Below are 17,554 nucleotides of genomic sequence, written 5' to 3'. Positions count from 1 at the left end.
TTAATTTTAAAATTAAGGAAAATATATGGCTTCTTATGGAATGGGAGATTTAAAAAAAGGTTTAAAAATAGAAATAGATGGAATTCCATTTAAAATCGTAGAATATCAACACGTAAAACCAGGAAAAGGTCCTGCTTTTGTTCGTATTAAAATTAAATCTTTTATCGATGGTAAGGTTTTAGAAAAAACTTTCCATGCAGGGGATAAATGTGAATCTCCAAATTTAGAAGAAAAACAAATGCAATATCTATACGATGATGGTGAAAATTGTCAATTTATGGATACTCAAACTTATGAGCAAGTTGCAATTAGCGATGAAGATGTGGGTGAAGCTAAAAAATGGATGCTTGATGGAACCATGGTAGATGTTTTATTTCACAATGGAAAAGCAATTGGTGTGGAAGTGCCTCAAGTAATGGAGCTTAAAATTATCGAAACAGCACCAAATTTCAAAGGTGACACTCAAGGCTCAAATAAAAAACCAGCTACTTTAGAAACAGGTGCAGTAGTACAAATTCCTTTTCATGTGTTAGAAGGGGAAGTGATTCGCGTTGATACTGTACGCGGGGAATACATAGAAAGAGCAAATAAATAATCCCTTATTTTAAGGGATTATAAAGTTCTTAATTTATTAATCTCATCTCTAAGCATTGCTGCTTTTTCAAATTCAAGATTTTTAGCAGCTTCTAGCATTTGTTTTCTTAATTCTTTTACTATTTTGGCGCGTTCTTTTGCGGGCATTTTTTCAAGTTCTTTGCCTTTGCGATAAATTTCTCCTTGCTCAAGTTCATGTTTTAAACTTTCTTCTATATTTCTTTTTACTGAGGTTGGTGTGATGTTGTGTTTTTTATTATAAGCTTCTTGCAAAGTTCTTCTTTCATTAGTAGTATCGATAGCTTCTTGCATGGATTTTGTGACTTTTTTGGCAAAAAGCAATACTTTTCCATTGACATTCCTAGCAGCACGCCCCATGGTTTGAATGAGTGCGGTGGTGCTTCTTAAAAAGCCTTCTTTATCTGCATCCATTATGGCAACAAGTGAAACTTCAGGCAAGTCAAGTCCTTCTCTTAAAAGATTAATCCCGATTAAAATATCAAAAGCACCACTTCTTAAACCACGGATGATTTCATTACGCTCTATTGCATCAATTTCTGAGTGCATGTATTTTACTTTTAAGCCAAGTTCTAAGTAGTATTTACTAAGCTCTTCAGCCATTTTTTTAGTTAAAACGGTTATCAAAACTCTTTCATTGCGCTCTATAACTTTTTTAGCTTCATCGTATAAAATTTCTACTTGATTTTCACTATCTTTGATTTCTATTTTAGGATCTAAAAGCCCTGTTGGACGCATGATTTGATAAAAAATATTTTCTTTGCTTAATTCTAGTTCTAAAGGTGCAGGCGTGGCTGAAACAAATAAAAATTTACAATTTTTATTAATAAATTCATCAAACATCAAAGGTCTATTATCTAAGGCACTTGGCAAGCGAAAACCATAATCAACTAAAGTTTGCTTTCTGCTTCTATCCCCTGCAAACATCCCACGAAATTGCGGTAAAGATACATGGGATTCATCAATGATAACTAAAAAGTCTTGGTTTTTAATGGCAAAATAATCAAAAAGAGTATAAGGTGTATCACCGCTTTTAAGTCCTGTTAAATGCAGTGCGTAGTTTTCTACTCCTTTGCACATGCCAGTGCTTTGAAGCATTTCAAGGTCAAATTCTACTCTTTGTTTTAACCTTTGCGCTTCTACGAGTTTATTTTCATTTTCAAAATAAGCCAAACGCTCATTAAGTTCAGTTTTAATCCCCTCAATAGCTTTTTTTAATCTTGTTTCACCAACGCTAAATTGGCTAGTTGGATAAAGTATAAATTTGTTTAAATCTTTGCCTTTTTTATTTTCTAAAACATTATAATGATACATCGCCTCAAGTTCATCGCCAAAAAACTCAAGCCTAATAGCTTCATCCTCATAATAAGCTGGATATATATCTACTATATCTCCATTGACTCTAAAATCAGCTCTGTCAAAGAAATTATCATTGCGTTTATAGCCCATATCTACAAGTTTTTTTAAAAGTTCTTTTTGTGAAATTTGCATATTTAGTTCTAAAATTAAAACCATACCCACATACTCACTTGGATTTCCTAAACCATAATTTGCTGAAACACTAGCTATACAAATAACATCATCATAACTTAAAAGCGAAGCACTTGCGCTTAGTCTTAATCTTTCTAAATCTTCATTAGTAGAACTATCTTTTTCTATAAAAACATCCGTTCTTGGTATATAAGCTTCTGGTTGATAATAATCATAATAGCTTATAAAATACTCTACATGATTATTTGCAAAAAAGCCTTTAAATTCACTATAAAGTTGTGCACATAAGCTTTTATTGTGACTCATGATAAGAGTGGGTATGTTTAAGTTTTTAATGATATTTGCCATAGTGAAAGTTTTTCCACTGCCTGTAACACCTAGCAAGGTTTGGTATTTATTGCCTGCTTGAATGCTTTTTACTATACCATCAATGGCTTGTTTTTGATCAGGACTTGGCTTAAAATCACTAGTAAGTTCAAACATAAATTTTCCTAACTTGTATTTTTGTTAATTTTACACAAAATTTTTTGTAAAAATTTAAATTTTAAAATAAAAAGCTATGCAAAATTAAATTTTTTTTTGTTACAATTATGTGTTTAAAATATTCTAAATATAAAATCAATAAAGGCAAGAAAATATGTATGATGAAAGAATAATCAACACAATGACAGATAAAGTAAATGAGCTTTTGGCTAAATATAATGAAGTATGTGAAATAAATGAAAATTTAAGAAATGAATTAGTGAGTGTAAAAGCACAAAATGAAGCTAAAAATAATCAAATCGCACGTTTAGAAGAAGAACTTAAAAATAAAAATATTGAAAGCGAAGATGTGATCAAAAAAATAGAGGCAGTTCTTGGCAAACAATAACCAAAGAAAAGTTACAATTAATGTCTATGCAAAAGATTTTGTTGTAACATGCAGCAATGAATTTGCAAATCATCTTGAAGATGAAATTGCTTTAATTTCTGGAGGTACAGGCAAGATAGAGCTTGCAAATTTCATTAATGCTTTTGTAAAACTTAGCTACGAAAACTATATCTTAAAAAAAGAACTCAATAAACTTATCAATACTATCGATGAAGAAATAAAATAAATGCAAATAAAAAAAGCTTTTACTTTGATAGAGCTTGTTTTTTGTATGATGATTATTGCTATTCTTAGCGTAATTGCTTATCCGTATTTTTCTTTTGGAAAAAACGATGCTAAACTCATTCAAGTAAAAAGTGAGGTGGAACTTATCAATGCTTCTTTGTCTTTACTTAGAAATCAGTTTTTATTTAAAGAAAGTAAAGATTTTCCGACTATTTTAGATGAGGCTTTAATAAATAGTGAAAATCAAAAATTATTTGTATGTCCTCATTCTCAAAATCATAAAAATACAGAACAATGTACCTATAGTGCTTTAGAAAAACCAATCATTTCATCTAAAAAATCGTGGATGAAAATAGCAAATACTCAATATAGATTTTTCATAAATACTAAAAATTACATAGATTTTTCTTATAATAGTGAAAAAGTTTTTTTAGAATGTGTGAGTTTAAATTGTAAGGATTATGGGTTTTGAATTTTTATCAACTTGCTATTAAAGGATATTATTTAGATATCTTAACTTATGAAAGTGAGGAAGAATTTGAAATTTTAGATGAGGTGGTAGTTGATCTTGCAAGGAAAAAAAATCTCAAAGCTATAATTTTACAAAAATGTTTAAAACCTGATTTTAAAACTCAATCTATAAAGAAAAAAACAGGTTTTAAACTAACGCAATACCAATATGAACTTGCTAGGTTTATTGCTTATTATTATGCTAGTAAAATAGCTTTTGTTTTGGGTATGTTTGAAAGCATTAAAGAGTATAAAAATGAAAAGATTCATATAGAAAAAGTACCTAGCTTAAGTAAAAATCAACAAGAGGCTTTGGAATTTATAAAAACCAAACAAACTAGTTTGCTATTTGGTGATACAGGAAGTGGTAAAACTGAAATTTATATTAGCTTGATAAAAGAATATCTAGAGCAAGGAAAGCAGGTTTTGCTTTTAATGCCAGAAATCGCTCTAACTCCGCAAATGCAAAAAAGATTAAAAGTGTATTTTGGTGAGTATTTTTTTTTGTGGCATTCTAAAATTACTAAGAAAAAAAAGCAAGAATATTTGCAAGATTTGATAAATTCAAAAGCTCTTTTAGTGGTGGGAGCTAGGTCGGCTTTGTTTTTACCTTTTAAGAATTTAGGTTTGATTATTATTGATGAAGAGCATGATAATTCTTATAAAGCTTCTAATAATCCAAAAATCAATGCAAGAGATTTGGCTTTATTTGTAGCAAAAAAAATGCATATAAAAGTTCTTTTAGGCTCGGCTACTCCAAGTGTTGTGAGTTTTTATAAGCATCCTTGTTTTAGGCTTAAAGGAACTTTCTTTGAAAGTAAAAAGCAGTTTTTGTACGATGAGAGTGAGCTTAGTGTTTCATCAAAATTGCTTTTAGAATTAAAAATTAGCTTAAGAAATAAAAAGCAAGTCGTGGTGTTTTTACCTACAAGGGCAAATTTTAGACAAATTTTATGCAAAGAATGTGCTAATACTATTAAATGCCCTTTTTGTTCTATTGCTTTGAGTTTACACAAAAACAAAAATGCATTAAAATGCCATTATTGTAATTTCACTAAAGAAATTGATCAAACTTGTCCAACATGTAATAGAGCTATGCTCGAAGCTAAAAAAATGGGTACAGCAGAGCTTTGTGAACTTTTAGAAAAAGAATTAGCCGAGTTTAATCCTATCATAAAAAGATTCGATAGCGATGAGGTTAGCAGTGTAAAAAAGCTTGATATGATTTTAAAAGATTTTAATCAAGAAAAAATTGATATCTTAGTGGGTACTTCTATGCTTGCTAAAGGACATGATTATCATAATGTGGATTTGAGTGTGATTTTGGGTCTTGATGAGTATTTATTTAGACCTAATTTTAAAGCTTTGGAAGAGACTTTGGCTCTTGCTATGCAAGTAGCAGGTCGTGCAGGTCGAAAGGGCGAGGGTAGGGTGCTTTTACAAACTAAGAATAGATCTTTTTTTGAAAAATATATACAAGATTATGATAGCTTTTTAAAAGATGAATTAAATGCTAGAAATGAACTTTACCCTCCATTTAAAAGACTTTTAAGGCTAATTATTGAAGATGAGGATAAAAACAAAGCTTTAAATTTGTGTGAATTTATAGCAAGTAAAGCACAAGAATTAAAACAAGTGCAATTAGTAGGCCATGGTGCTTGTGGTATTGAAATGTTAAATAAGAAATGGCGTTTTTATGTATTATTGCGTGCTAATACTCATCAAGAACTTGTAAAATTTGAGCATTTTGCCTTAAATTTTAAAAATATTACTTGCGATATAGATCCGGTTGATTTTAGTTGATTTTAATTTCTACAAAGACAAAAAAGTATACAATATGCGTAAAAAAGTGAGAAAAAATGGAATATCAAAGATACAAAACAAGACAAATAAAAGTAGGTGATGTTTTAATAGGCGGAGATGCTCCTATTTCTGTGCAATCCATGCTTTTTACTAAAACAAGGGATGTTGAAGGTTGTTTAGAACAGCTTAACAGACTTTATTTTGCTGGTGCAAATATAGTGCGTTTAGCCTGTTTGGATATGGCAGATGCAAGAGCTTTAAAAGAAATTAAAGCAAAAAGCCCCTTACCTTTAATAGTGGATATACATTTTAATCATAAGCTAGCAGTTTTTTGTGCTGAATTTATCGATGGGGTAAGAATTAATCCAGGAAATATAGGCTCAAAAGAAAATATCAAAGAAGTGGTGCAAGCTTGTAAACAAAGAAAAATTCCTATTAGAATAGGGGTAAATCATGGCTCTATAGAAAAGCAATTTAGCGATAAATATGGCTATAATATAGAAGCTATGCTTGGGAGTGCTTTGTATAATATAAAATTACTCGAAGATTTAGATTTTTTTGATATTAAAATTTCTATGAAAACTTCAGATGTGCAAAATACCATAAAAGCTTATGAGGCTCTAAGACCACTTTGTGATTATCCGTTTCATTTAGGGGTTACTGAGGCAGGGACTAAATTTCATAGCACGGTTAAAAGCTCGATTGCCTTAGGAAATTTGCTTTTAAAAGGTATAGGCGATACAATGAGAGTGTCTATGACAGGGGAACTTGAAGAAGAAATTCGTGTAGCAAGGGCTATTTTGCAAGATAGTGGAGTGCAAAAAAGTGGAGTAAATATCATCTCATGTCCAACTTGTGGAAGAATTCAAAGTGATTTGATTAAAGCGATTAAAATAGTAGAAGAAAAAACTAAGCATATAAAAGAGCCGCTAAATATAAGTGTTATGGGTTGTGTTGTAAATGCCTTGGGTGAGGCTAAGGGTGCTGATGTGGCGATTGCTTTTGGAAAAAATCAAGGTTTAGTTATAAGACATGGTGAAGTGGTAGCAAAATTAAAAGAAGATGAGCTTGTGGATAGATTTTTACTTGAAGTAGAAGATGAGGTAAAACTTAGAGAAAAAGATTAATTTTTTCTAAGTAAGTTTTTTGCATATTTTGTAATTTTTTAGAAATTTTTACTTTATAAATACTTGGATTTTGAAGTTTTTTTAGTTTAAGATCCAAGCTATCAACACTTTTTTTATGATATTCTTGAATATTTTTCAAATTAGGAAGTCTATAGATTAATTTCCCATCTTTAAAAATAAGCTCATGTAAGTTTTTATATGTATAGCCTTGATAAGTTTTGATACCCTCATCATGTGTATATAAAATATCAAAACTTGCTTTATTGTTTTTATAATACCTTATAAGTTTTTTAAAATGCGGTAAGGTTGTTTTGCTTGTGCTTGCGCTGATTTTTATTTTAGGGATGATTTGATTATTTTTTTCTAATGCAACAAGCTTATAAACAGCTCCAAAAATAGGTGAACTTGCCGAAGTAATAAGCTTTTCTCCAATACCAAAAGCATCGATTGGAGCTTTATTTTTTAGCAATTTTTCTATGATGAACTCATCTAAGGCATTGCTAGCTATGATTTTGCATTTTCTTAAGCCAGCAAGATCTAGTTTTTTTCTAATATATTTAGAGATTTTAAGTAAATCTCCTGAGTCAATACGAATGGAATAATTTTTCATAGTGTTTTCAGAGTCTAATTCATTAAAAACTAAAATAGCATTTTCAATACCTTTTTTATAATCATAAGTGTCAATTAAAAGACTTATATTATCTTTGTAAATTTGACAATATGCTCTAAAAGCACTTAGCTCATCATCAAACATTTGCACCCAAGCATGAGACATGGTTCCACTAATAGGAATATTAAAATTTTTCCCAGCTAAAGTACAAGCACTTGCATGAAAACCACCTATAAAAGCAGCTCTAGCACCATTTAAAGCTGCACTTTCTCCATGAGCTCTGCGAGAGCCAAATTCTAAGAGTAATTTTTCTTTTGCAATTTGAGTAATTCTACTAGCTTTAGTAGCAATCAAGCATTGATGATTTAGAGTTAAAAGTATGAAAGTTTCTAATAATAAAGCCTCTACTATAGGTGCTTTGATAATCATTAGTGGTGTGTTGGCAAAAGCACATTCACCTTCTTTAACGCTTAGTATATCTCCACTAAAATTTAAAGTTGAAAGGTAGTTTAAAAAATCATCATCAAATTTTTGAGTATTTTTCAAAAAATCTATGTCATCTTTAGAGAAAGAAAAATGATTAATATGATTTATGATTTGTTCTAATCCACAAAAAACAGCATAAGAAGCATTATCAGGAGCTTTTCTAAAAAAAACTTCAAAATAAACAATCTGCTTATGCATATTTTGTTTAAAATAAGCATAAGCCATACTTAGTTCGTAAAAATCACATAATAATGAAGAATTCATATAAGGATTTTTACTAAAAATTAATCCATTTGGCGACGCAAGAAAGCAGGAACATCAAGCTGAGAAATCACTTCTTCATCAAATCCACCGCTAGCTTTACGTAAATTCATATAACTATTTTTTTTACTTTCTTCTTGTTCTTTGGCACTTTCTATTTCGGCTTTATCTTCAAAACCTGTAGCAATGATAGTAACCTCAACACGATCACCCATACTCTCATCAGTAGTTGCACCAAAGATTACTTTTGCGTTTTCATCTGCTATATCGCTAATGCTTTGAGTAGCTTGTGAAATTTCTATCAATGAGCATTCAGGTCCAATTTTATAGTGGATGATTACGCCTTTAACGCCTTTCATAGTCATACCGTCTAATAATGGAGATTCTATAGCATTTGATAATGCATCCATAATGGCATTTTCACCTTCTCCATGACCCACACCCATTAAAGCTAAACCTCTGTGACTCATAACAGTTCTAACATCAGCAAAGTCAACATTAATATCACCATCTTCTAAAAGGATAGACACCATACCTCTAACAGCTCTAGCTAAAATATCATCAACTAGTTTAAATGCTTCTTTTATACCTGCTTTTTTTGGAAGTATACTAAGAAGCTTTTCGTTTTGGATTACAATGATAGAATCACTTTCTTTTTTTAATTCAGCTAAACCAGCTTCTGCTAATTTTTTTCTTTGTTTTCCTTCAAAAGCAAAAGGCATAGTCACCACTGAAACGGTTAGTGCACCTACTTCTTTTGCAGCTTGTGCTACAACAGGAGCTGCACCTGTACCCGTTCCACCACCAAGCCCTGCTGAAATAAATACTATATCACTCTGACTTAAAGCCGCTTTTACTTCTTCAAAACTTTCTCTTGCGCTTTCTGCTCCAATTTCTGGTTGCATTCCAGCACCCAAGCCTTTGGTTTTTTTCTCACCTAGTTGAATTCTAGTTTTTGCTAAAGATTTAGCTATGGCTTGTGCATCAGTATTAGCTGAAATAAGATCAAGATCATGTAAACCCATATTTACCATATGATCTATCATATTACCACCACCACCACCGCAGCCTATGACTTTTATTTTTGCACCTTTTGTGTGTTGCATTTCTTCCACTAGATATTCGCTCATTGTGTCTCCTATTAGAACTGGTTTATTAGTTTATTCCAAAATTTATGCATTAAATTCGTCTTTTTATCTTTCTTTGTTTCTATTTTTGTTAATTCTGCTTTTTCGTCTTCAAATTCTTTTTGATCTTGAAAAATTTCTTCAAAATCTTTATTTTCTTCTTCATGTTCATCTATGGTAAGATTTTGTTTGATCTGTTTATTGATAAATTCAGGCTCTCCTTTGTATCTTAGTTTCTCATTAGAATCTAATTCATAAGGAGTAAAATGTCCACCACCATATAAACAAAGACCTATAGCGCAGCTATTTTCTGCATCTTCAAAAATTTCTTTAAAACCATCCATAGTATCTTTTTTTGCAGTCGCTATTCTAACAGCTTTATTATCAAAATAAGCTGAAGCAAGCTTGTCAAGTCCTGCAAATTTTGTCATTCCACCTGTTAATACTATACCTGCTCCTGCTTGATTTGCACAAGCATTATCGCTTAGCATTTTAGCTAAAATAATAATAGTTTCTTCAATTCTTGCATAAATTACATTAGATATAACTTCTACCGAAACTTCATTTTTTCTTTTTTCATCACCCATGTATGGAATTTGTATAATTGAGTTTTCATTTTGCGCTAAAGATGCGTAATTTAGTTTTAATTTTTCTGCTTCTTTTGGTGGAGTATGTAAAGCTATGGATAAATCATTGGTGATATTTACTGATCCAATTTGTAAGCATTCATTATAGCGTATAGAATTGCCCGCATGAATGACCATATCGCAAACTGCTCCACCCATATCGATTAAAATGGCACCTAATTCTTTTTCGCTATCATCAAAGCAAGCAATAGAAGAAGCATAGCCTGAAAGAACGATGTTATCTACTCTAAGATCAGCTAGTTCCACGGCTTTTTTTAGATTTTTAATATGCACTTCTTGTGAAATTACAATATGCGTAGAAACTTCAAGACGATTTCCACTCATTCCCAAAGGGTCTTCTACATGCTCAAGATCATTTACTTTAAAATTATAAGGTAATACATGAATGATTTCATATCCACTAGGTATATTTGCAGTATGTTTTGCTGTACTTACTGCTCTGTGAATTTCTTTAATGCCTATTTCGTGATTTGGTATATTAACCACACCTATACTATCTACGCTTTTTGCATAAGCACCTGAAATAGATACAATTACTTTATCATAATGCACGCCTGACATCATTTGTGCATCAGCTACTGCTTCTTCTATGGATTTTGAAGCAAGTTCTATATTAGTAATTGCTCCTTTTTTTATACCATTTGATTTTGATTTTCCAAAACCAATGACTTTTAGTCCTTCTTCGCTTTTTTGCGCTAATATGGCGCAAGTTTGTATTGAGCCTAAATCAATTCCTAAAATATTCAATTTGTATTTCCTTTATAATAGCGTTGAATTGGATATAATTCTATAAGTTTTTTTAATAATTCTTCCTTAAGTAAAGCTTGTTTGGTTTGTTTAGCACTTTGCTCTATGATAAATTTGTAAATTTCTTCTTTGTTTTTATTTTCTAAAGTTTGTTTTGTGATCTCATAAACTATTGCTTTATCATCAAATAATACATAAGATTTAGCTTTATTTGAGTCAAATACATGCATCAAAAACTCGCTAAATTCAGTATCACTCATCATTTCACCCACTTTTGCATTTTTGCTTGAGTCACGGCTATAAGTACCTATGTCTATACCTTGGAAATTATCTAGGGCGATTTTTGCTTTTTCTTCTAATAAGGCTTTAGTTTTTTCTTTAATGTAAAGTTTACTTACTTCGTTTTTAGCTTGCTCAAAAGTCATAGTTTGTATAGGATTTATTTTTATAACTTTTGCAATCATATAGCCGTTTTCAAATTTAAAAGGCTTAATAAAATCATTTTCTTTAGCTTTTTGTATATTTTCTAAAGGATAGTAAATATCAGCATCGCTGATTGTGATATTTTTATCAAAATTAAGCTCGTTTTTTCTCAACGCCACATAGCTTTCATTGGCTTTAAGTTTAAGTTTAGAAAGTTTTAAATCCTTTATAACTTTATCTTTGCTTTGCTCTAGACTTAGAATTTTCCCCGTAAAATCTTTATAGTCATTTTTATTTTCTTCATAGTAAGCTTGGATTTCTTTATCGTCAATTTTGATTATATCAGGGTTTAAAAAATAAGTTGCAAGTTCATAACTTTTTTGCGTCTTGTAAAGCTCTTTATTTTTCTCCCAAGTTTGTTTTAACTCTTTTTCATCCATTGTTATGTTTTTATTATCAAGTTTTATAGCTTGAACTTTTAAACTATCTTGCATTAAAAAACTTGCACCAAACATATCAAGCTCATTTGGTTTGATTTGTAAATTTAAAATAGCATTGATTTTTTTAAGCAATAACTCATCGTGAATAATTTTTTCATAAGTTTTTGGTGTATAGTTGTTTCTTGCAAGCAGATTATAGTATAAATTTTTATCAAAAACACCTGAAGCATTATGAAAGATTTTTTGATGTGCTAAATCATAAGCAATTTCTTCCTCACTCACATTTAAACCTAAAGTTTTAGCATAAGAAAGTAGTAGTTTTTCTTGTATAAGTTCATTAATAGCTTGGGTATCTAAGCCATCTTTTTGTGCTTGTTCTTGTGTGTAATTGCCATTGTTTAGCTGAGAATAATAGCCAAATAATTGAGAATATTTAAGATTAAACTCATCATAACTTATTTTTTCATCGCCTACTTTTGCAACAGAATTTGACCTATCGGTGTTAAAATCATAACTCCCCCAACCAACAAAACCTGCTCCAACAAAAGCAATAACGCTAATCCAAATAGTTACAACTAAGTATTTTTTATGATGCTGCATCCAAGTGAGCATTTTTACCCCAATCTGATTAAATAAATTAAACTATAAATTATAAATAATTTGTGATTAATAAAAGATTAATTTTAAATTATTATGATAAATTTGTCTCCGCTAAATGGATAATTTTACAAGAATTTTCAATTAAATCTACAATCTTACCTAATTCATAACTTGTTCTACCATAGGCAAATATACCATAACCCTTTACAACAACAAAATTTTGTTTTTGTTCTAACATATAACGATAAATTTCAGTTTGTGATCTATCCTCCCAATCTTCATAATTTTTAGGATTGTAAACTCGAATTTCTTCTAGAAAAATTTCACCAAAATAATCTTGAGGTGTTATAAAATCATGGTTTAAACTCATAGATAAGGTATAAGTTGGGCAGGCAAAACATATAAATTTAGCTTCAGGTATATTTTCATATATACTTTTATGGATTTCACTATCGCTGCTTGCTTCATCCCAGCTATAATCTTTTGCAAATTTTAAAATACTTAAACTTTTTTCATCTAGTTGATTTAAAAAAGTGTCGTTTTTGTTTATAATAAAAGAACTTTGAGATAGTTTTGCTGAAACTGATCCATGACAAATTCCAAAAAAATTTTTTTTAAACATTGAAGTAGAAAGTATTTTGATTTGAGAAATGATATTTTCTTTATTCATTAAAAACCTTGTTTTAAACTTTGCTAAGATATTATACTAAAAAATATTTTAAAGGTTTATTTTGCAAAGTCCACATATTCCTGTTTTACTGCAAGAAGTTTTAGATGCTTTTGATGATTTTGATAGTGGAGATTTTTTAGATTGCACTTTGGGTTATGGAGGGCATTCTAAGGCATTATTGCAAGCTCATGAGAAACTAAGATTAATTGCTTGCGATAAAGATTTAGAAGCTTTAAATTTTTCTAAAGAATTTTTAAAAAAATTTCAAGATAGGATAAGTTTTAATCATATAGGCTTTAAAGATATTTTAACTCAAATTCCAACGCAAAACTTAAGAGGAATTTTAGCTGATATTGGTGTATCTTCTTTGCAGCTTGATAAAAATGATAGAGGTTTTTCACTAAATTCTGATTTTTTAGATATGAGAATGGATCAAAATAACCTTTTAAATGCTAAAGAAGTGGTAAATTCTTACAGCAAGGAAGCTTTGGAGCAAATTTTTAAAGACTACGGAGATTTAGCGCCGGTTGCTTCAATGCTTACTCAAAAAATCATCAATGCAAGAAGTCAAAAAGAGATTACAAGTGCAAAAGAATTAAGTCAAATTATAGGAAATGCTAAGTTAAAAGGGCGCAATGTATCTTTAGCCTTGCTCGTATTTCAAGCTTTGCGTATAGAAGTAAATAATGAACTTGGCGAATTAAAATACTTGCTTGAAAACATAGAAAAAGCAAAATTAAAAGATTGTAAATTAGCTATTATTAGTTTTCATTCTTTGGAAGATAGGATAGTAAAAAATACTTTTAAAAGATGGGAAAAAGATTGTATTTGCGATGAAAGAGCCATAAAATGCGAATGTGGCAAAGGACATAGTCTTGGTAAAATTTTAAGTAAAAAAGCCATAAGTGCCTCCAAAGAAGAAATAAGCTATAATAGCAGATCAAGTTGTGCAAAAATGAGAATTTTTTATTTTAGGTAAATAATGGTTGAAGATGATTTTTTAAAAGAAAAGCAAAATATACGTGAAAAAATGTTGAAATATTCTAGGGCTATTAAAGAAGGTAGGCCTTATGAAGAGCAAATTTTTAATGAAAGCGATCGTATACTAAAAAATAGAATACAGCGTAAAAAAAGACCTAAATTTACAGATTTTGATGAAGAATACGAAGAAAAGCCCAAAAAGCAATCTGCTATTTATTTAAAAGAAGATTTGATAAATGTTAAATTAGAAGAAAAAAAGCCTTTTAAATTACAACTTAATTTTTTCAAAAAGCAAAAAGAAAAATTCGATAAAAAAAATATTGCAAATTCTAAAATGCTTAAAAATAGTAAATCAACACAAGAAATAAAAAAAATAGAAAAAAAACAAGAAAATAAAGATTCTATTCGAATATCTAAAATTCTTACTCAAAGCAATGTTTTTGTCACTTCAAAATTTCAAGATTTAAAAGAAAAAAGAAAAGAAAAAGCTAAACTCAAACAAGAACTCAAAGAGCAAAAAAAAATCGAACAAGAAAAATTAAAAAAAGCTCAAGAAGAATTAAAAGAAAAAGAAAAATTAGCTAAGCAAGAACAAAAAATTTTAGAAGAAAAAGTAAGGCTTGAAGAAAACCAAGAGTATAATCAAGAAGATAAATATGAACTTTTAGATAGCATAGTAAGTGAGGAAAATAAAAATTTAAGTCCTAAAAATTTAATATATGCAGGTTTGATGATAGCATTTGCTTTATTGATATTTTTCCCACAAATTTATATTAGAAATCAAATTTATTATGTAAGTAGAGATATAGCAGACTTAAGATCGCAAGAACTTGTTTTAGATGAAGAAAATAAAGAACTTCAAAGACAGCTTGAGGCGCTATATTTTCAAAATCAAGTTTTAGACTTTTTAGATTAATCTTGTGTTTGAATGATTTTTTCCAAAACATATTGCTCAAGTTGATTTTTTGGAATTTCTTCTTTAATGGCTTGGTTGTAAATATTTTCTGCTATTTTTGAGTATTTTTCATAAGCAAAATATGGAAAATGCAAAGCCCAAGCTTTTTTTAATAATCTTTTGCTTATTATTTTTCTAGTGTAAATTTTAAAAATATCATAGCCAATAAAAACACAAGCGGTTACAAAAACAGCACTTAAAATACTAATATGAAAATCAATAATTGTTAGAAAATAATGGCTAATGATAAGCATAGGAACTAAAATAGTTATGCAAAAAAATGCATAAATAAGATAGGAATTAAACACCTTAAATTTAAAATTTAATTTTGCAGGATCTACCATCATACCTTCATTAAGCAAGGCATTTGCTTCTAGTAAATCTTTTAAATTAACAGGTTGATTTGAAACTTTAAAAATAAAGTTTAAAATAAATTCTTGTATTTTCATTTTTTACCCAATTAGTATGTGATTTTTGTGATTTTAACATTTTTGTTTTTAATTAAACTAAATTTTAAGTCTTGTAAATGAATTCTTGTGTTAAAATTTATATTATTTTAATATCAAAATGGAAGAAAAATGGCAGATTCTAGATTTATGATGAATGTAAAAGGCATAGCTAAAAGTTTTATACCTAGAAAAATTTATCAAAATCAATTACAAAATATTTTAAAAGCAATTTTAAAACTAAAAAATATAGATAATATTATTACTCGCTTAAATTATTATAATCTGCAAAATGATTTTTTTGATATAAAAAAATTTGAAAATTATGAAAAAATAGGAAAATTTCCCTTTAAAAAAACTTCCTATGCTTATGATGCTTATGCAATTAGTAAATATTTTAATGATGATTTTTTATGGATTAAAGGCTTTGGAGATATTAGTTATAATCTTAAATATCCAAGTATAGCTAAATCAAGACCGGTTGAAAATGGTTTTAATAATATCATTTTAAAATTAGATAAAAACAGACATTTTGATTTTATACAGGATAAAAATCAATTTGAAGATAAAAAAGACTTGCTTTTTTTTAGAGGTGCGATTTATCAGCCTCATCGTATTAAATTTTTTGAAAAATATTTTGATAATCCTCGTTGTGATATTGCTCATGTTGGTGGTAGAAAAATTCAAGCCGAAAAATGGATTAAAAATTTAAATTTTAAAATCAGCAGAGCCTATCAAATGCAGTTTAAATTTTTACTTTCATTAGAAGGTAATGATGTAGCAAGCAACTTAAAGTGGGCAATGAAAACAAATTCTTTAGTTTTAGCCCCAAAAATGCGCTATGAAACTTGGTTTATGGAGGGAAAGTTAGTTCCAAATGAGCATTTTGCCTTAATTAATGATGATTATGAAAATGTAGAAGCTTTGCTTGATTATTATTTAGCTAATCCACATAGAGCAAAAGAAATCATTCAAAATGCCCATGCTTATATAGAGCAATTTTTAGATGAAAAGATAGAATTTTATATAGGAATTTTAGTTTTAGCTAAGTATTTTTATTATTCTAATCAGCTTGATTTGCCAAAAGATATTGTTGATTTATTTAATTAAAAGGAGAGTTTATGCAAGAGATGGAAGTAGTATTTTTAAATGATGAGTTTGTAAAAGCTAGCGAAGCTAAAGTGAGTATTTTTGATAGAGGTTTTATCTTTGGAGATGGAATTTATGAAGTAGTTCCTGTGGTAAATGCAAAAATAGCTGATAAAGAAGAATTTTGGGAGCGTTTTGAGCGTAGTTTAGCCCAAATTGATCTACAAATTCCTTATACAAAAGAAGAATTTGAAAATATTTTAGAGCAATTAATCATTAAAAACTCTCTTAAAGAAGGTGGGCTTTATATGCAAGTTACTAGAGGGGTTGCTAGTAGAAATTTTGCTCTTTTGAAGGGATTAAAACCTACTATTATGGCTTTTGCTTTTGAATGCAAGGTGATTGAGCATGAGTATGCTAAAAATGGGGTAAGTGTTATTTCAACAGCTGATTTAAGATGGAAAAGAAGGGATATAAAATCAATTTCTTTATTGGCTCAATGTCTTGCAAAAGAAGAAGCTATAAAGGCTAAGGTTTTTGAAGCTTTTATGGTAGAAAATGCTTTAGTAACGGAAGCTTCTAGTAGTTCAGCTTTTATTATAAAAGATAAAACTTTAATTACTAAGCCATTTTCTAATGAAATCTTACCAGGAATTCGCCGTAAAAATATCTTGAAATTTGCCAAAGAACTTGATCTTAAAGTAGATCAAAGAGCTTTTAGTATGAAAGAAGTATATGAGGCTGATGAGGTATTTATTTCTGCGGCTACTTTTTTGATTTTAGGTGTTATAAAAGCAGATAGCAAGGTGATTAATGATGGTAAAGTAGGCTTTTATACCCAAAAACTAAGAGAAAAATATGTAGAAAAAATACAAAAAGAGGTTTTTTAATCAAAACCCGCATTAGTAAATTCTTTAGGATTATCAAGAGCGTAGCGAAACTTTTCCCAGTCTATTTGTTTATCCCAAATAGCTACGATTAAAGCTGCTACGCTATTACCGCATAAATTTCCTACCGCATGAATTTAGGATATAAAATTATCCACGCCCAAAAGTATAATAAAGCTTTAGTGTCTATACTTTCAGTTTGCTTTAGACTCTTAAGGCTAATAATTACTAAAACAATAGTTAAAAATATAATAGTTTTTAGAGAATTTTTAAAGTTTGTATAAAATAATCCACTCCGATTTTATTAGCTAGTGCAAGTTCTTTATCTAATAAACCAAGGCTAATATCAGCTATTATTCCTATAATCACCCAAAAACCTAAAATTTTAACATTTTTTGAGTTTGCTTGGTTTTTCAAGGCCAATTACTAACACAAAAGCTCCTTGAATTTTTAAAACCACTAAATATTAGCAAAGAAAACTTATTTTTATGATTAAAATAAATAAAAATAAACAATACTCTTAAAAATAATAATTTTTTAGCTTAT

Annotated in this window: 18 protein-coding genes and 1 pseudogene; 10 read left to right on the top strand and 9 right to left on the bottom strand. The window is 29.3% G+C overall.

Annotation, left to right across the window (positions count from 1 at the left end):
* Window positions 1–25 precede the first annotated feature (25 nt).
* Window positions 26–595, top strand: coding sequence for an elongation factor P (gene efp, locus CLLT_RS05985; RefSeq protein ID WP_039618934.1), 570 nt, complete (start codon window positions 26–28; stop codon window positions 593–595).
* A gap of 17 nt (window positions 596–612) precedes the next feature.
* On the opposite strand, the gene uvrB is transcribed toward efp, so the two are convergent.
* Window positions 613–2,586: an excinuclease ABC subunit UvrB gene (uvrB, locus tag CLLT_RS05980; RefSeq protein ID WP_074692688.1), complete on the bottom strand. Its 1,974-nt coding sequence runs from the start codon at window positions 2,584–2,586 to the stop codon at window positions 613–615.
* Window positions 2,587–2,740: 154 nt separating this feature from the next.
* On the opposite strand from uvrB, the gene CLLT_RS05975 reads away from it, so the two are divergent.
* Genes CLLT_RS05975 through ispG form a run of 5 tightly spaced genes read left to right on the top strand, consistent with a single transcriptional unit; the run spans window position 2,741 to window position 6,639 of the window.
* The gene (locus tag CLLT_RS05975) at window positions 2,741–2,974 is read left to right on the top strand and encodes a hypothetical protein (protein WP_012661890.1); all 234 of its coding nucleotides are present in this window, start codon (window positions 2,741–2,743) and stop codon (window positions 2,972–2,974) included.
* Window positions 2,961–3,200, top strand: a complete 240-nt coding sequence (locus tag CLLT_RS05970) for a hypothetical protein (RefSeq protein ID WP_012661889.1) — start codon at window positions 2,961–2,963, stop codon at window positions 3,198–3,200. Before CLLT_RS05975 ends, CLLT_RS05970 begins: the two co-directional genes overlap by 14 nt.
* Window positions 3,201–3,671 carry a type II secretion system protein gene (locus CLLT_RS05965; RefSeq protein ID WP_070256507.1) on the top strand — a complete coding sequence of 157 codons (471 nt, stop codon included), beginning with the start codon at window positions 3,201–3,203 and terminating at the stop codon, window positions 3,669–3,671.
* Window positions 3,668–5,512, top strand: a complete 1,845-nt coding sequence (locus CLLT_RS05960) for a primosomal protein N' (protein ID WP_074692691.1) — start codon at window positions 3,668–3,670, stop codon at window positions 5,510–5,512. The genes CLLT_RS05965 and CLLT_RS05960 overlap by 4 nt, the downstream gene beginning before the upstream one ends.
* Window positions 5,513–5,568: 56 nt before the next feature.
* On the top strand, window positions 5,569–6,639 hold the full coding sequence (gene ispG, locus CLLT_RS05955) for a flavodoxin-dependent (E)-4-hydroxy-3-methylbut-2-enyl-diphosphate synthase (RefSeq protein ID WP_012661886.1): 1,071 nt from the start codon (window positions 5,569–5,571) through the stop codon (window positions 6,637–6,639).
* Here ispG and CLLT_RS05950 read toward each other — a convergent pair.
* From CLLT_RS05950 to CLLT_RS05930, 5 genes are all read right to left on the bottom strand, one after another.
* Complete coding sequence (locus CLLT_RS05950; protein ID WP_012661885.1) at window positions 6,623–7,999, bottom strand: nicotinate phosphoribosyltransferase; 1,377 nt, start codon at window positions 7,997–7,999, stop codon at window positions 6,623–6,625. The genes ispG and CLLT_RS05950 overlap by 17 nt on opposite strands.
* Before the next feature lie 20 nt (window positions 8,000–8,019).
* Window positions 8,020–9,126, bottom strand: coding sequence for a cell division protein FtsZ (ftsZ, locus tag CLLT_RS05945; protein WP_070256510.1), 1,107 nt, complete (start codon window positions 9,124–9,126; stop codon window positions 8,020–8,022).
* Between the two features lie 11 nt (window positions 9,127–9,137).
* On the bottom strand, window positions 9,138–10,517 hold the full coding sequence (ftsA, locus tag CLLT_RS05940; protein WP_012661883.1) for a cell division protein FtsA: 1,380 nt from the start codon (window positions 10,515–10,517) through the stop codon (window positions 9,138–9,140).
* Window positions 10,514–11,992, bottom strand: a complete 1,479-nt coding sequence (locus CLLT_RS05935) for a peptidylprolyl isomerase (protein WP_070256516.1) — start codon at window positions 11,990–11,992, stop codon at window positions 10,514–10,516. The genes ftsA and CLLT_RS05935 overlap by 4 nt, the downstream gene beginning before the upstream one ends.
* A 79-nt stretch (window positions 11,993–12,071) precedes the next feature.
* Window positions 12,072–12,650 (bottom strand): class II aldolase and adducin N-terminal domain-containing protein, encoded by a 579-nt coding sequence (locus tag CLLT_RS05930; RefSeq protein WP_012661881.1) that lies wholly within the window; start codon window positions 12,648–12,650, stop codon window positions 12,072–12,074.
* Window positions 12,651–12,711: 61 nt separating this feature from the next.
* Between CLLT_RS05930 and rsmH the strand changes: the two genes are divergently transcribed.
* Together rsmH and CLLT_RS05920 are read left to right on the top strand one after the other, a co-directional pair.
* Window positions 12,712–13,629, top strand: coding sequence for a 16S rRNA (cytosine(1402)-N(4))-methyltransferase RsmH (gene rsmH / locus CLLT_RS05925; protein WP_070256518.1), 918 nt, complete (start codon window positions 12,712–12,714; stop codon window positions 13,627–13,629).
* 3 nt (window positions 13,630–13,632) lie between these two features.
* Window positions 13,633–14,547, top strand: coding sequence for a hypothetical protein (locus tag CLLT_RS05920; protein ID WP_070256520.1), 915 nt, complete (start codon window positions 13,633–13,635; stop codon window positions 14,545–14,547).
* On the opposite strand, the gene CLLT_RS05915 is transcribed toward CLLT_RS05920, so the two are convergent.
* A complete protein-coding gene (locus tag CLLT_RS05915; RefSeq protein WP_070256522.1) occupies window positions 14,544–15,035 on the bottom strand; it encodes a hypothetical protein in 492 nt (163 codons plus the stop codon). The genes CLLT_RS05920 and CLLT_RS05915 overlap by 4 nt on opposite strands.
* 129 nt (window positions 15,036–15,164) lie before the next feature.
* Between CLLT_RS05915 and CLLT_RS05910 the strand changes: the two genes are divergently transcribed.
* Together CLLT_RS05910 and CLLT_RS05905 are read left to right on the top strand one after the other, a co-directional pair.
* Window positions 15,165–16,142 (top strand): glycosyl transferase family 90, encoded by a 978-nt coding sequence (locus tag CLLT_RS05910; RefSeq protein WP_070256526.1) that lies wholly within the window; start codon window positions 15,165–15,167, stop codon window positions 16,140–16,142.
* 11 nt (window positions 16,143–16,153) lie between these two features.
* Window positions 16,154–17,011, top strand: coding sequence for a D-amino acid aminotransferase (locus CLLT_RS05905; protein WP_070256531.1), 858 nt, complete (start codon window positions 16,154–16,156; stop codon window positions 17,009–17,011).
* Here CLLT_RS05905 and CLLT_RS05900 read toward each other — a convergent pair.
* Both CLLT_RS05900 and CLLT_RS05895 read right to left on the bottom strand, forming a co-directional pair.
* Window positions 17,008–17,178: pseudogene (locus tag CLLT_RS05900) on the bottom strand (cation:dicarboxylate symporter family transporter); the annotation flags it as partial. The gene CLLT_RS05905 and the pseudogene CLLT_RS05900 overlap by 4 nt on opposite strands.
* Before the next feature lie 88 nt (window positions 17,179–17,266).
* Window positions 17,267–17,425, bottom strand: coding sequence for a hypothetical protein (locus tag CLLT_RS05895; protein ID WP_159427736.1), 159 nt, complete (start codon window positions 17,423–17,425; stop codon window positions 17,267–17,269).
* Window positions 17,426–17,554: the final 129 nt, after the last annotated feature.

It is taken from the genome of Campylobacter lari subsp. lari, assembly GCF_013372185.1.
Lineage (GTDB): Bacteria > Campylobacterota > Campylobacteria > Campylobacterales > Campylobacteraceae > Campylobacter_D > Campylobacter_D lari.
Note: the sequence above shows the minus strand (reverse complement) of the source record. Positions and strands in the feature narration are given on the sequence as shown.